The organism is Trichococcus sp. TS_SC_9, assembly GCF_056156325.1.
Genome location: NZ_CM149591.1, coordinates 3,057,332 through 3,073,051 on the forward strand (window position 1 = coordinate 3,057,332; position 15,720 = coordinate 3,073,051).

Below are 15,720 nucleotides of genomic sequence, written 5' to 3' on the forward strand. Positions count from 1 at the left end.
TCCTCCAAATATCGGATGAAGAACGTTGGAAGGCATTGATAGGCAATGCGTTGAATCCTGTCCTTATCTATCATCCGGCCATTCTTTCGGAAATGGTCACAGCTTATCTTCAAAAATTAAGGTTTAATCTTGTGCAGGCGCGTATAATTCTTGCAACGGTTTTGTGATGATGGCATTGACTTCTTCCATCAATTGGCTCAACTGTTGTTCTTTAGCCATCAAAGATTGGATAACTTCGTTGCCGGATGCTCTCTCAGCGATTGCTTGAGCAGAAGCCACATCATCATCAGTGATCGCTTCACCTGTCATTTGTTTTTGTTGCAACCCGATTTGCACATTACGGAACTCCTCAAACAATTCAAAAGCCACTTTATCTTCTCTCATTGCAGCGTAAGCTGAAGACAACTCAGTAAAAACAGAAGCCTCACGCAGATTTTTTTCCAACTCATAAGCCGTATCATAAATATTACTCATTATCCCATTCCTTCCATTCGCATATTACATAAACTATAACATTATCCGAACAATAAAGCCATCAAAAAACACGAAAATACGTTCTTATTAGAGCGTGAGGAATCCCCGGCAGAAATCGAGCACTAAGAGGACTAACACAAAGCGGACGCTCTTTGTCCGTGTGTGGTAGTCAGCTTAGGCACAGATTTCTGGGATTCAGAACGCGTTTAGAAAGAGCGTGAGGAATCCCCGGCAGAAATCGAGCACTAAAAAAAGACAAGCCATCACAGCTTGCCTTTCCTTAAATCATTTCTTATTGACCGAAAGCATCGTTGGCCCAGTCGAACAGTTTTTGCGAACCCTCGCCGATGCTTTGACCGAACGAACCCATTTCGTTCATGAACTCATCCAGACCGGTCTTGAATCTACCAACGATGTCATTGTCATAGGTTTCTTCAGCAGCAGCGACCGCAAATTCTGTCTGCGGACTGATCGACAACAACGCGCCCATCTCGGCACTGTACAAATTCGCCATCGTCTTTCCGGCATTATTAAGATTGTGGGTTTCATTGGTTTCGTCATACCCCAACCAAGTGGCGACGACTAAATCCGGGGTATATCCCACCATCCATTGCGACTTGATGTAACCTGTTTCCCGATCAAGCTCCGTCGTTCCGGTTTTGCCAGCGATCACCATGCCGTTCGATGGTTGTGCCGATGCACCGGTACCACCCTCAGCGTAGACGCCCATCAGCATGCTCGTCATTTCCTCCGCGACTGCGGCGGTCGTGACACGGTTCGTTTCCGGATTCGTATTATCCACGATTACAGCGCCGGTCGCATCAACAATCTTCGTGATGAAGCGCGCTTCCGTGCGCACTCCTTCATTCACGAATGTCGTATAGGCACTGGCCAACTGCACTGGCGAGACGCCGGTGCTCATACCCCCGAGCGCGATTGCACCCAGATTTTCATCGGCTTCACCGATGGGGATACCGAAATCCTCCAACTTGGAAATTCCTTTTTGGATGCCCAGTTTATCCAACAGCCATACCGCAGACGTGTTCTTACTCTCAGCAAGCGCTTGGTACATCGGCAAAGTGTCATACAGACTGTTCTGGTCATAGTTCCAAACAGAATAATCGTCATCGCCGTAAGTCAAGGAATCATCATCCATCACTTCCGCATCCACTTCATAGCCAGCCTCAAGAGCCGGCGTATAGACGGACAATGGTTTGATTGTCGATCCCGGCGCCATAGGCATCTGGGTTGCGCGGTTATAGCTCCTGAAACCTTGATATACTGTTGATCCGATGACTGCAAGCACATCCCCGGTTGCCGGCTCCAGGGCTACAGAAGCACTTTGTAAAGGAATTTCGTCTTCCGCAGTCGCCAGATAGGCATTCGCATAGGCGGTATCCATCTGATTCTGATAATCCTGATCCAAGCCGGTGTAAATTTTGTAGCCCCGGTTCAGCAGGTCCTCTTCATCCAGGCCATAAGTATTGACGGCCTCGTCAATGACCGCGTCGAAATAGTAGGGATAGTTGTAACTGCTGTTTGCATAATAGGTACCCACCACATTGATATCTTCAGCCATTGCCGCATCAGCGGTGGCTTGATCGACAAATGCATTATCTGCCAAAAGCTGCAGCACCGTGTTCCTTCTGGCAATGCTCGCATCATAATCATCAATCGGGTTGTAATAGCTTGGTGACTTCAGGATTCCGGCCAGAACAGCCGCTTGCGCTAAACTGACTTCGCTTGCTGATATTCCAAAGTATTTCTGTGAAGCATCCTCGACACCCCACACCCCGGAACCGAAGTAGGCGTTGTTCAGGTACATCTCAAGAATTTCGTCCTTCGTATATTTGCTTTCGATTTCGAAAGCCAGAAACAGTTCTTTGGCTTTCCGGATCAGAGTCTGATCCAACGTCAGGTAGGCATTTTTGGCCAGCTGTTGGGTAAGCGTCGAACCCCCACCGACGATATTCCCACCATTCAGCACGAAGCCGACAGCGGCACGGCCGATTCCGATCGGATCAACTCCAGTATGCGTATAGAAACGCTTGTCTTCAGTCGACACGACCGCAGTCTGAATGTTCGTCGAAATCTGGTCGATTGTCACGAACGTTCCTTTTTGCGAATAGAGTTCTCCGGCTTCATTGCCGTAGCGATCATAGATGACCGTTGTCTGTTCCAATCCGGCCTTCAGGTTTTCGACATTGGCTGTCTTTGCCAAGAAAACAAGGTAGGTGCTGCTGATCAATGTCCCGATCAACAAGAACAATAAGATAAATTTGTTGATCCGATATTTGCGCCAAAGGTTTTTGCGTTTCTCGTTGAAACGGACCCACCCGGCTTTAAATATTTCCTTAAATGATTTATTTTGCATTTTTTCATCCTTCTTCATTTTCTACATCCCCCCGGCTTGCTGAATGCCTTTGCGGTGCGCGTGGCAGTGGAGACACATCATAAGCTTTTCACATGAAAGCACATTGCGATAACAGGATTCCGTATCATATTAACAGGAATCGCTCAAATAAGAAACCCGACTTAAGTCGCAGAAGTGCGCTCGTGTTGCAATTTCTCTATTTTGATTTATAATTTTAGCATAAGTATCGTTTTGAAATAACCGAATTTTGCTTAAATAATTATTAAGGTAGGTGGCACCAGTGGGACAGAACGCATCAGATGACAATCATCTGTAGACCAAAAGAATTTTCGAAAACGCGTATTTTCAGGGATTCTTTTGGTCGCTTTCATTTGTTTCAGCGTGAAACCAGAGATCTCGTGAAGAAATTTCCTATTCAGGATCATTATTTCACAGGAGGTGAAGTCTGCTGTCCTTAACGGATGCAGGCAATCAATTATGTCAATCACAACAGGCTTACTATTATTTTTCCTCATCCTCTTCATCGCTTCATTTTTCGTTATGTCCGAATATGTGCTCGTTAGGATACGTCCTTCCCGGCTGGATTTCCTTGTTGAAGAAGGAAACCCGCAAGCAAAATTATTGAAAAATATGACCGTGAAACTGGACAGCTATCTTTCAGCGACGCAACTGGGGGTTACGATAACTTCCCTTGCTCTTGGTTGGTTAGGGGATCCTACCTTTAAACGCCTGTTCGATACGCTTTTCGGCAACCTGCCGATTCCTGATGCAATCGCGACTATCCTGTCCTTTGTAGTTTCCTTCGCTGTTTTGACTTCCATCCAAGTCATCATCGGTGAACTCGTTCCAAAAAATGTAGCCTTGAGCCGCACAGAGAAAATGGGGCTGCGCATCGCAAGACCTTTGAATATTTGGTACCGTGTGATGTTTCCCTTGATTTTTGTGCTGAACAAAACCGCCAATGGCATTTCAAAAGCGATCGGGATGAAAACGATTGGCGAATCTGACGACAATGTATCCGAAGAAGAACTCCGCCTGATCATGAGCCAAAGTTTGAAGAGCGGCGAAATCAACCGCGAAGAATACCAATTCGTGGAAAATGTCTTCAACTTCGATGAGCGGATGGCGCGCGAAATTATGGTTCCGCGGACGGAAATAGTAGCGGTGGACTTCAACATGTCGCTTAGCGATATCGCAAATGTCGTCCAGCAAGAAAAATATACCCGCTATCCCGTCATGCGCGAAGATAAAGACTCGATTGTAGGCGTCATCAACACGAAAGAAGTCTTCGCTGCATTTGTCGAAGCTGTCCAAAACAAGGACGAAAGCAAATTCACCGTCACCGATTTTGTTCGTCCGGTCATCACGGTCATCGAAACGATTCCGATCAAGGAACTTTTGGTCAAAATGCAGAAGGAACACAATCAAGTCGCCATTTTGATTGATGAATACGGCGGCACAAGCGGCCTCGTTTCGATGGAAGACATCGTGGAAGAAATCGTCGGCGATATCAGCGATGATTTCGAGACGAAAGATCAACCTGAATTCATCATGCTTGGCGAAAACCATTACCGCATCAGTGCCCGCATGTTGATTGACGATGTCAACGATCTGTTCGGCTTGGACATCGACAACGAAAATGTGGATACGATGGGCGGCTGGCTGCTGGACCAGAAGTATGACGTCAAGGAAGGCGAAGAAGTCGCATACCACGGCTACCGCTTCAAGGCCATCCAAAAAGAGAAAAACTCGATCCTCGTCATCGATATCTTCACGACAAGGAAGCTGAAAAATCATATCGAATCTGCCGATTCCGAAGAAAAAGAAGAACCCGAAGTAACCGAATAAAAAACAGAAAAGCGGAACGGGTTCGTTCAGCCCTTGTAAAGGAAACACTGTGACCTAAACGGTCAAGTGTGTCATGCCTCTAAGGGATGAATCCCTAAAAGTCCCATGCAACTGAGCATCGTAGAGCGCAATATGCTGAGAGACTTCCTGCGTCAGCAGGTTAGTCGCACAGTATCCTTGGCTCACAGAGACACGGGGTTCCTCTATCCTTTCCGAAGGGCTTACCCGTGAAGCTGGCCATCAGGTTTGATTGCACAAAACATTTTGCAAATTTGTGAAACACCTGCGGTGACGCACTTTTGAATTCAAAATATTCTATACTTTCCTAGTTATACGAAAAAGACTTTGCGATAGGCCTATAAACGCCTGCCGCAAAGTCTTTTTTGATGAGATTTCTTAATGAAGATGCCCCGTATCCAACTCCGGACGCCCTTTGAAAAAAGGCAGCACAGTCTTCGCGATCACCGGCAGTTTGCCGACTGCATCACTTTCGATGGTCCATACCAACAACGGCTCATGTAGGCTCAAACGCAAGATGAACCAGCCTTCCCCATACTGTCCGCTCAGGTTTACGCGCACGCCCTCAAGGTGATCCGCAACCAATGCCATGTCCTCGGTCGCAGCGATGAAAGCCGCAAAATCCTTGATGATGGCATTGCCCACTTCAAAAATGGGTTCTTCGATGATCGTAAAGCGGTATTCCATCGTTTCCGTCGGTTGTCCCAACGTGGCGATCAGATCCCCCAAACGCTTGCCTTCCGTTGACAGCTGCGCATCCGCAATCAGCAGTTTTGCGATCAGGTAGGCACCATCATCCAGAAAATAGTTTTCCTTCAGCGCCGCATGTCCGCTCGTTTCGATAGCCAAGACCGCATTGATACCTGCCTCATTCAATTCGATGCCGCGGTTGATGACATTCCGGTAACCGGTCAGATAACGGTCCTGCACCCCGCCAAGTCCCGTGATGAACGTCTCCAAGTGGGCGGAAGTCGCCGAATTCGTGACGATGGTCGCGCCTGGGTCTTCAGTCAATAGCACCGCCGAAATCAATGCAATCAGATTGTTGCGGTTGAACGCTTTTCCGTCGCTGTCGACGATCGCGGAACGGTCCACATCCGTGTCGAAGATGATTCCAAGATCGGCCTTGTTCGCGATGACCGCATCCTGGATGCTCTTCATTGCTGCCTTGTTGTCCGGATTTGGGACGTGATTCGGGAAAGTGCCGTCCGGATCCAAGAATTGGCTGCCGGAAGTGTTGGCTCCCAAAGCCTGCAGCACCTGTTCCACAAAGAATCCGCCCGCTCCGTTGCCGGCATCCACGATGATGTGGCGTCCGGTCAAAGGCTTTTCAAGGTTTTCCGTTGAAGCAATCCCTTTGCGGATCTTTTCCTGGAGATCAGCTGCATAAGTCGAAAGCAGGTCCATCTCCGTCACTACTGCAGCTTGTTCTTTCTCCGCGAATGCTTCCGGCATTTCGTAGGCGTATTCCAGAATTTCTTCGATATCCTCATGCTCCGCTCCACCAGTCTTGGTGAAGAATTTCAGTCCGTTGTATTCAAAAGGAAGATGGCTTGCGGTGATCATGATTGCTGCATCCGTCGCATAACCTTCGTACTGCGTCGACATGAACATCGCCGGCGTAGTGCAAAGGCCGACATCGATGAGTTCGATGGCATAAGGCGCCATGCCAGCCATGAGTGCCGCTTTGATGTCCCCTCCGGATAAACGGCTGTCCTGTCCGATCGCAATTTTGACTTTCTTTTCACCGCTTAAGCTGATGTTTTTCCCATTTTGCAGCCACTCCACGAAACCATATCCGATGCGCGTCACTTTATCCGCCGTCAGCGTCGCTTCATGTTTTTCCGTCGAAATCGCAATCCCGCGAACATCCGATCCATTCTGTAAGGCCAATAATGCAGCTTTTTCCATCATTTCATCCCCTTTTCAATTTTCCGTTACATCCATTATACCTATTCGACGGAAATAAAAAAAGAACGGCCGAAGCTTTTTTGCTTCGGCCGAACGATATGCAATTCAATCAGAAAAGCAGAACGGGTTCGTTCAACCCTTCAACTTGTCGTTCTCATAGGTGTGGGTCAATTCCAAATTGGGGAAACCTTGCTGACGCAATGCTTCGTAGACGATCATGCAAGCAGTGTTCGAAAGGTTAAGGGAACGGACATGCTCATCATTCATCGGAATGCGCAGACATTTTCCAGCGTTTTCCTGCATGAAAGTTTCAGGCAGCCCTGTCGTCTCTTTCCCGAAAATGAAGAAGACATCCTCATCCTTCGTGAAATCGGCCTCGCTGTAGATGCGGTCGGCGAACTTTGTGATCAGATAGAGCTGGCGGTCGCCCAGATAGTCGAGGAATGCCGCCAGATCCGCATGATGGATGATATTCACGTCATGCCAGTAGTCGAGCCCGGCACGCTTCAGTTGCTTGTCATCGGTCGAAAAGCCCAACGGTTCGATCAGATGCAAAGTTGTATTGGTTGCAGCGCAAGTGCGCGCGATGTTGCCTGTATTCGCAGGGATCTGCGGTTCAAATAGTACGATATGGTTGGTCATAAGTGAAACTCCTTCATTCTGTTAGATTAATCTGTTTACTTGATTTCAAGTATTTTCAGATAAGCCTTCTCCATTTCGGCTTTGGTTTCTTCGTCCGTTTCGATTATAAGCCGTTCGGAGAAAAAAGCCAACAATTCAGGATTGGCTTCGCGCACAATTTCCGCGACGGCCCAAGCAGCCGTCCCGCGCAGCACCGGCCGGGGGTCCTGCTCGATCATCCGCAGCAGCTCCGGAATCGCCGTTCGATCGCGGTAATTCGCCAAAGCGATGACCGCGTTGCGCTGCAGCGGTTTCTTGCCGCGCCACGAGCCTGCCAGATGTCCGAATTGCTCCTTGAATTCGCGGTTCGATATCGTCAGCATCGGTTGCAGCACAGGGGTGACGCTTTCCGGTTCCGGCTCCATCTCGGGATGCACGTGATGATCCATCCCTCGGTTATACGGGCAAACTTGCTGGCAGATATCACATCCGTAAATGACGTGTCCAATCTTTTTGCGGTACTCTTCCGGCATGTACCCTTTTGTCTGTGTCTGATAGGAAAGGCAGACGTTCGGATTCAATTGGCCGTTGCCGAGGATTGCTCCGGTCGGACAGAAATCCTTACAGCGCATGCACTCCCCACAGCCAAAGACACCCGGCTCATCCGCGGGAAAAGGTATATCCGTGATGATTTCCCCCAAGTAGACGAAGGACCCGAACTCGCGCGTGATCAACAGGCCGTTGCGGCCGATGAAGCCCAACCCGGCCCGCTGCGCCACCACGGTATCGATCAGCTCGCCCGTGTCGACCATCGGCTTGAAGCGGGCACCCGGAATTTTTTCCTGGATGAAGGCAATCAAGCGGTCCATCCTGTCGCGGAGAATGACGTGGTAATCGGTCCCCCAGGAAGCGCGCGAGAAATTGCCGCGACGTTCGCCGCGCACGCGCTCCGACTTTTCGGTCATTTTGCTCGGGTATGCCAGGGCGAGAGAAAGGATCGCTTGCGGCTTATCGAATATCCGATCCGGGTAAATCCGTTCATCCAGAACCGGGTGTTCAAAGCCGACAGTATGGCCCTTCGCATGCTGCTCTTTCAAACTTTCCAACATATATTCAAAAGGTTCGGCAGTCGTGAAACCCAGTTTATCGATACCCAGCTTTTTGCTTTCTTCTATTATTTCAGCCTTCAAGGCGGCAAAATTCATTTTTCTTGCTCCTGACAGTCAGTATTTTTTTGTACCATTCGGCGCCTTCGTCGAGCTCCGAAAAAGATTGCGAAAATACGCACAAAAAAACGTATCGTTTCGGTGTCTGGCACGGCGAATGCGATACGTTGGTCAAGGTCATTTTGTGAAACAAAACGATAATAATGGCTACAAAATGATATACGTATTATAGCATATCACACCGCTGTGTCAACATTTTCCGGAAACTTGGGCTATATTCCAGTTATGCAAAAATCAGACTGGTTTACTTGCGACTAAAAGTGTGACTGCCACAGTGACAGACTTCAACGGATTTGCCACCGCGTTTGCTAGTGATTCTTCGGAAGCACCCCAGGATAATGGCGTCATCTCCATCAGCCATCCATAGCTTTTTGCATCAAGAGCCACGGTATAGCTGACTTCTTCGCTGACAGCATTCGGATAGATGTCATAAAACCGGTCCACCACTTGTTGATTATCGTACTCTCTCTTTGTGGTATCCAGGGCATACAACTGCTCCCGCAACTCGATCAAATACTGCGCATTCGGCACCACTTTGACGACCTTCCCACCCGGCTTCAGAACACGATTGAATTCCTGATACTGGGATGGTGAAAAAATGTTCAAGATGACATCAAAGGCACTTTCTCCAAAAGGAGAATGCGCCAAGTCGGCCACGCACCAGAACGCATCCGAGAAAAAGTTGCTGGCTGCCAAATGGATCGCATCCTTCGATATATCAAAGCCGATTTTTGTTCCCGTTAAACCTTTTTCGGTCAAATAGTGCAGATGGGAACCTTCTCCGCAGCCGACATCCAAAACTGTCGCCGACTCAGGATTATCAATATGAGCATAAACGGCATCCAATAAGGGGTAAAAGAAGCCGGTATCCGCCAAATTTTTCCGGCTCGACAGCATCTCTTTGCCGTATTCGTTCTGGCCACCTTTCATCAACAGATGCAGGGTACCCTTTTTTGATACATCAAAACGATGGCCATTCGCACAGACGACACTATGCCCATCCACTGTCTCAAAATTCCCTTTGCAGATAGGGCACTGGAAAAGATTCCGATGCTGTTCCAGATAGAGACTGCCCGCTTCAATTTTTTTCATATTTAACTGTCCTTTCCGGCCTCTTCCGGTTACACGGTGCAAGGCGTTAACTGATTCAAAACTCCTCAAACAGTTTACCATACTATCCGTTTGGAATCAGCTTTTGCTTGGTTGCCGCAGTTTGGAACTGGATTCATATCGGTGGAATTCTGATTTGCGTAGGTATATACTGAGGGTGAACAAAAGGTTCAACCAAAAGAAAGGAGATTTTTCAAATGTCAAATGAGTTACGCAAAAGCAACAGTTTCTTTGACCTGCTGTCGGATACCGGATCGATGTTCCAAAATCGTTTTTTTCAGGAAATAAAATTGGACGTACATGAAACCGAAGACAACTATCAAGTTACAGCCGATCTGCCGGGCTATAGCAAAGAGGATATCACTGTGGACTATGACAACGACATTCTCTCCATTTCAGCCGTGCGCAAATCGGAAAAAATCGAAAAAGACGAAAAAGGCCAAATCATCCGCCAAGAACGTTCTTCGGGGTCCGTCCACAGGGAAATTTATTTGAAAGGCATCAACGAAGAAGATGTTACAGCTACTCTGACAGATGGCGTCTTGAACTTAGTGCTCCCGAAAAAAGAACCTAGTGTACTTTCCAAACGTAAAATTGAAATTTTCTGATCCATAAAGAAAAGACCGAGCAAACCGCTTTCTGGCTTGCTCGGCTATTTTTTTGCACTCAAAACGAATACTTTCACTTGAACAATCAAACATTAAGAGATAAAATACATCCATGGATAAATTATATCTACGAAAGAAGGCGAAAAAGATGAAAATGAAAAGCGGCGTGGAACAGGCCATCTGCATATTGATCATGCTGGCGACCCAAATCGAGCAACGTCCCATCAAAAGCACCATCCTCAGCAAGCGCTTGTCTGTTTCCGATTCCTACCTGAAGAAAGTGATGCGTTCCCTTGTCGTTTCTGGCTTGGTAGATTCCGAGGCAGGCAAGGACGGCGGATTCAGACTGAAACGGACTCCTAAAGACATCACGATGTTGCATATCTATGAAGCAATCGAAGGAACGCACAGCTTTGTCCGGCCGACCAATCTGGCCGAAAAGGTGTTCCTGCGTGCGGAAAAAATCAAGTACAAAAAAAGGGAAGTCCTTGAAGTATTCTTCGATGCAGAACAGCAATTCAAAACCCGCTTGCAGCAATACACACTCGATTCCCTCCTAGTCGAGGGCTCGGAAAGGGTCGAAAATGTAGATTGGGAATCCATCATCCTGTCTACCGAAATTTAAATGAAGGAAGTGCACTATTTTGTTTAAGCAAGAATGGAAAACAATTTTCAAAACGAAAAAAATGATGATCATCCTGTTCGGAATCAGCTTGATCCCTTCCCTTTACACAGTCCTTTTCCTCAGTTCCATGTGGGACCCCTACGGTAAACTGGCCGAACTGCCAGTCGCTGTTGTGAATCAGGACAAGTCCGTTTCCTATAATGAAGAAACACTGGCTGTCGGCGATTCGCTGGTGACCGGTTTGCAGGAATCCGATGCTTTGGACTTTGATTTCGTCTCACAGGAAGAAGCGGAAGCTGGATTGGAGGATGGCAGCTACTATATGGCACTAACCATCCCAGAGAATTTCTCAGAAAATGCGACCACCTTGTTGGATGAAACACCCCAGCAGATGGAATTGACTTACCGGACCAGCGCAGGCAGAAGCTACATCGCCTCCAAGCTGACCGCTTCTGCCGCAAACGAAATCAACGACACCATCTCTGATGAGGTGACAGCCATCTACGCAAAAAACGTCTTTGAGCAACTGCAGACTGTCGCGGATGGGATGACGGAAGCGGCTGCCGGAAGCGCACAACTCAGCGACGGGACTGTCCAGATTAAGGAAGGCAACGAAAGCTTAACCACAAATCTCGAAACGCTTGCAGATAGCAGCCTCAGCTTCCGTGACGGTGCCGTGACGATGACGGTTGGACTGCAAACGTATCTGAACGGAGTCGGCCAACTGGATGTCGGCGCCATTGCATTGAACAATGGTGCAGCCAAACTGGCAGCTTCCATGCCGGCATTGCAAACAGGCGTCGGTAAATTGAATGACGGCGCAGTTGCAACAGCTGAAGGCAGTGCATCGTTGAGCAACGGGCTTTCCAGTTTGGCGACGAACAGTCTCGCGCTTTCGACAGGTATGGACACGTTGAACAGTGGCATGAGCCAACTATCGGAAGGCAGTACATCATTGACTTCAGGCTTAGCGGCACTCAACACAAGTCTCACCAGTGCGGAACAACAAGCAAAACTGACTGCATTGCAGAGCGGGCTCGACCAAATGAAAAACGGAATCGAAACGCTCGACATTCAACTGCAGCAATCCAGTCTTTCATCAGATTTGGCGACCACCCTATCCCAATTGGACGGCTTATCCACCACGATTGCGTCATTTCACACCGAACTCAATACTATCACGGCTGCTGCGGATCCCGTCAACAATACCGCAGCCATCATGGATGCAATCTCACAAAGCGGTACCGAATTGACCCCTGAACAGGAAGCAGCCGTCAGCCGAGCTGTCTCTGCACAGCTGGCGACCGTAGCAAATGAACAAGCCGGTTCGATCCAAACAATGGCAACCAGCCTCAGTGCTCTGTCCGGATTGAGTGGTATCGATGCCACTGCCATCGGGCAACAAGTAGCCTCACTCCAGTCCAGCGTCAGCAGTCTTTCGGCCGGCTATGCAAATGTCTACGCTGGAGCGACGACGCTTGTATCGGGCTTTGGCCAAATCGGCCAATCCAGCCAAACTCTTTTGTCCGGCGCTCAATCATTGCAGACCGCCATCGGAAGCGCACAAAACGGCTCCCAAAAACTGGCTGACGGCCTGTCCCAACTTACAGCCGGTTCCGAACAATTGGCTGTAGGCGGACAAAGCCTTACGGAAGGTAACGCACAAGTAAGCGCCGGCCTGCAGACCCTAAATGAACAGACCGGAACCCTTGCATCAGGCGCAACTGAACTCCAAGATGGAACCCAGTCACTGGCCGACGGAACCATGCAGCTGGTCGAAAATGGCAGCCTGCTGACCGACGGAATCAGCCAACTTGCAACTGGTGCTGTTAAAATAAGTGACGGCTCCGGTCAATTGGCGGATGGTTCAGAGCAACTGAATGCCGGGTTGACAACATTGCTTAGCGGCACAGATGAACTGGGTTCTAAATTGCTCGACGGGAGCACCGCTCTGAACGAAGTCGATGCAAACGAGAACACCTACGCGATGATGGCTGAACCGGTAATCGCGAACCAGATCGAAACGGCACCAGTCGTCAACAACGGCACCGGGATGGCACCCTACATGATGTCCGTCGCCCTCTTCGTAGGCGCAATCAGCTTGAACCTGATGTACGACAGCTTAACCCCAAGGAAATATCCGAAAAACGGCATCAGCTGGTGGGCCAGCAAAATCTCTGTGCTAGCGGCAGTCGGCGTTTGCCAAGCACTCATCATGGTCGGCCTCCTCTTGAGCGTCAATGGATTGGCCCCGTCCTCGATTGAAAAAATGCTTTTGATCACCATTTTGACTGCGCTCGTTTCGGTGTCGATCGTCATGCTTTTCAACCTGCTGTTTGATAAAGTCGGCTCCTTCCTGATGCTGATTTTCCTCATCCTGCAGCTGTCGGGATCCGGCGGCACTTATCCGATCCAGCTGTCCAACAGCTTCTTCGAGGCGATCCATCCCTACCTGCCGATGACGTATTCGATCGATGCCTACCGCCAACTGTTCGGCATCGGCGGCAGCATCTCCACGGATCTGTTCATCCTGTTGGCGATCCTGATCGTCTTCAATCTGCTGATCATCCTCTTCTACACAGTCAAACGGAAAACATTGCAACAGGAAGACTTTGAGCAAGAGGAAAAATCGGCTGCTCTGGAAACCCAAACCGCTTAAAAAACTCTATGAATGCCAAAACACGCACAACCTCAACAGGATGTGCGTGTTTTCTTTGTTCTTTTCTGGGTGCAACAGCACCAGTGACGCTACTGTTGCACTTGCTCCGGTGAACAGTGGCTTCGCCGAAGTTCAGCCAATATTCTGGTTGCCATCTCCGTTGGGGAGAGCCTCGTCGTAGGTGCTTCTGAAAGTTACCTTCGTACTCCGGGGAGCACCCCTCTGACCGGAGCTGAGGATCATCTCATCAAATTCTCTGACCCTTAATCCGCCAATATGTTTTCCCCGTTCGTGGCAATCACTTCTTTGTACCAGTCGAAGGATTTTTTCTTTGAACGTTCCAATGTACCATTGCCCTCATCATCCAGGTCCACATAGATGAAGCCGTAGCGTTTGCTCATCTCGCCGGTGGATGCGGACACAAGGTCGATGCAGCCCCAAGGTGTGTAGCCGATCAGGTCCACCCCATCCAGCACGGCTTCATGCATCGCCTGGATGTGTTCCTTCAGATAGTCGATGCGGTAATCGTCCTTTACAGAACCGTCCGCTTCCTTGACGTCCTTTGCACCAAGGCCGTTTTCGACGATGAACAACGGCACTTGATAACGATCCCAAAGATCATTCATGGAAATGCGCAAGCCCATCGGATCGATCTGCCAGCCCCATTCGCTCGCTTTCAGGAACGGATTTCTGACGCCGTTCATCAGGTTGCCTGAGGCTGCATCACTTTCGCCCCGTTCTCCGACTTCATCAGTCGCCATGCTCATGTAGTAACTGAAGCCGATGTAATCAACCGTATAATTTTTGATCAGGTCCAGATCGCCTTCCTCCATGACCGGTGCTTCGGCATCATATTCCTGCAGCAGACGGTTCGTGTAAGTCGGATAAGCCCCTCTTACTTGCACATCGCTTGTGAAGTAGTCGAAAGCCCTCTCTTTGAATTGCGAAGAAAATTGGTTTTGCGGGTGCGCATTCAATGGATAGAATGGCGCATAAATCTGCATGCAGCCGATTTGGATGTCTTCACGCAGCTCATGGCCGATCTTTACAGCAAGAGCGCTTGCGACGAATTGATGGTGCCAAGCCTGAAAACGGTTCGTGAAGTCATCCGAACCCGTGCTCGGGATCAGCCCTTGCGACAATGTCGGAAATTCCAACGCCGAATTGATTTCATTGAATGTCATCCAATATTTAACTTTTGATGCAAAACGTTCCAGAACGACTTTAGCGTAACGTTCGAAGAAGCCAACAATCTTACGATTTTTCCAGCCACCGTATTCCTTCGCCAGATAAAGCGGCATTTCGTAGTGGGATAGAGTAATGACTGGTTCGATCCCGAATTTCAAGCACTCATCGATCAGTTCTCCGTAGAATTCCAAGCCTTTTTCATTCGGTGTCTCCTCATCACCTAACGGGAAAATCCGGCTCCAAGCGATTGAAAAGCGGTAGGCTTTGAAGCCCATTTCAGCGAATAAGGCTATATCTTCCTTGAAACGATTGTAGTGATCAATCCCGACATGGTTCGGATAGCCATATTTCCCCTTGTCGATTGTCCAGTCGAATTCCTGCGAATTCAAGATGGCGAAACGTTGCTTCCCGCCCGGCATCGCATCCGCAACGGACGGACCTTTCCCGTCTGCATCGAAAGCTCCTTCACACTGATTTGCGGCAGTCGCTCCGCCCCAAAGAAAATCCTTTTTGAAACTCATCATAACTTCCCCCTTTTTTTCATTCGTTTTACTGACTCAACTCTACCACTTAACCTTGACTTTAAGTCAACAGGGAATAGGAAATTTTATCCATTTGAAAATTTGCTTGACTTAACCTTCACTTTAAGTTGTATGCTGAGTCCATAAAAACATTTACCAATCTGGAGGTGAAAAGCATGAATATTTCAGAAGCAGCAGAAAAATCAGGACTGACAGCGGTAACCTTGCGCTATTACGAACGGATCGGCTTGATCCCGCCCGTGACTAGGGGCAACGGCGGCGTCCGGTTGTATGAAGAATCCGATCTTGGATGGATCGATTTCATCAAGTGCATGCGCAATGCCGGCTTGTCGATCGAATCCTTGATCGAATACACGGCTTTGTTCAATCAGGGAAAGGATACCGTCGTTGCCAGGAAGGAAATCCTGATCGAAGAACAGAAAAAAATGGAAGAACGTTACAACGAACTAGGAAAAACACTGGAAAAACTGAACAAGAAAATAGAATACTACGAGCAGGATCATTCTTGAGAACTAC

The 15,720-nt window shown here is 48.6% G+C and carries 12 protein-coding genes; 5 read left to right on the forward strand and 7 right to left on the reverse strand.

From position 1 onward, the window contains the following. Positions 1–123: 123 nt before the first annotated feature. Positions 124–474 (reverse strand): YlbF/YmcA family competence regulator, encoded by a 351-nt coding sequence (locus AC0J5I_RS14800; protein ID WP_107995999.1) that lies wholly within the window; start codon positions 472–474, stop codon positions 124–126. Between the two features lie 292 nt (positions 475–766). After that, entirely contained in the window at positions 767–2,866 is a 2,100-nt protein-coding gene (locus AC0J5I_RS14805; RefSeq protein WP_475301559.1) for a PBP1A family penicillin-binding protein, read from the reverse strand. 459 nt (positions 2,867–3,325) lie between these two features. Between AC0J5I_RS14805 and AC0J5I_RS14810 the strand changes: the two genes are divergently transcribed. After that, positions 3,326–4,696: a hemolysin family protein gene (locus tag AC0J5I_RS14810; RefSeq protein WP_107996001.1), complete on the forward strand. Its 1,371-nt coding sequence runs from the start codon at positions 3,326–3,328 to the stop codon at positions 4,694–4,696. Between the two features lie 396 nt (positions 4,697–5,092). On the opposite strand, the gene AC0J5I_RS14815 is transcribed toward AC0J5I_RS14810, so the two are convergent. The 4 genes from AC0J5I_RS14815 to AC0J5I_RS14830 form a co-directional block, all read right to left on the reverse strand. Further along, entirely contained in the window at positions 5,093–6,625 is a 1,533-nt protein-coding gene (locus AC0J5I_RS14815; protein ID WP_475305755.1) for a phosphohexomutase domain-containing protein, read from the reverse strand. A gap of 132 nt (positions 6,626–6,757) precedes the next feature. Continuing rightward, entirely contained in the window at positions 6,758–7,267 is a 510-nt protein-coding gene (gene trmL / locus AC0J5I_RS14820; protein WP_107996003.1) for a tRNA (uridine(34)/cytosine(34)/5-carboxymethylaminomethyluridine(34)-2'-O)-methyltransferase TrmL, read from the reverse strand. Positions 7,268–7,302: 35 nt separating this feature from the next. After that, on the reverse strand, positions 7,303–8,451 hold the full coding sequence (gene queG / locus AC0J5I_RS14825) for a tRNA epoxyqueuosine(34) reductase QueG (protein WP_475301568.1): 1,149 nt from the start codon (positions 8,449–8,451) through the stop codon (positions 7,303–7,305). Between the two features lie 255 nt (positions 8,452–8,706). Further along, positions 8,707–9,564, reverse strand: a complete 858-nt coding sequence (locus tag AC0J5I_RS14830) for a methyltransferase domain-containing protein (protein WP_107996005.1) — start codon at positions 9,562–9,564, stop codon at positions 8,707–8,709. A gap of 215 nt (positions 9,565–9,779) precedes the next feature. On the opposite strand from AC0J5I_RS14830, the gene AC0J5I_RS14835 reads away from it, so the two are divergent. The 3 genes from AC0J5I_RS14835 to AC0J5I_RS14845 all read left to right on the forward strand — a co-directional run bounded on the left by AC0J5I_RS14835 (position 9,780) and on the right by AC0J5I_RS14845 (position 13,474). Further along, a complete protein-coding gene (locus AC0J5I_RS14835; RefSeq protein WP_107996006.1) occupies positions 9,780–10,190 on the forward strand; it encodes an Hsp20/alpha crystallin family protein in 411 nt (136 codons plus the stop codon). Between the two features lie 148 nt (positions 10,191–10,338). After that, positions 10,339–10,815: an RrF2 family transcriptional regulator gene (locus AC0J5I_RS14840; RefSeq protein WP_475301578.1), complete on the forward strand. Its 477-nt coding sequence runs from the start codon at positions 10,339–10,341 to the stop codon at positions 10,813–10,815. Positions 10,816–10,834: 19 nt separating this feature from the next. Further along, a complete protein-coding gene (locus AC0J5I_RS14845; protein WP_475301583.1) occupies positions 10,835–13,474 on the forward strand; it encodes a YhgE/Pip family protein in 2,640 nt (879 codons plus the stop codon). Positions 13,475–13,737: 263 nt separating this feature from the next. On the opposite strand, the gene AC0J5I_RS14850 is transcribed toward AC0J5I_RS14845, so the two are convergent. Then, a complete protein-coding gene (locus AC0J5I_RS14850) occupies positions 13,738–15,186 on the reverse strand; it encodes a glycoside hydrolase family 1 protein (RefSeq protein WP_475301587.1) in 1,449 nt (482 codons plus the stop codon). A gap of 173 nt (positions 15,187–15,359) precedes the next feature. On the opposite strand from AC0J5I_RS14850, the gene AC0J5I_RS14855 reads away from it, so the two are divergent. Next, positions 15,360–15,713 (forward strand): MerR family transcriptional regulator, encoded by a 354-nt coding sequence (locus AC0J5I_RS14855; protein WP_475301589.1) that lies wholly within the window; start codon positions 15,360–15,362, stop codon positions 15,711–15,713. Positions 15,714–15,720 lie beyond the last annotated feature (7 nt).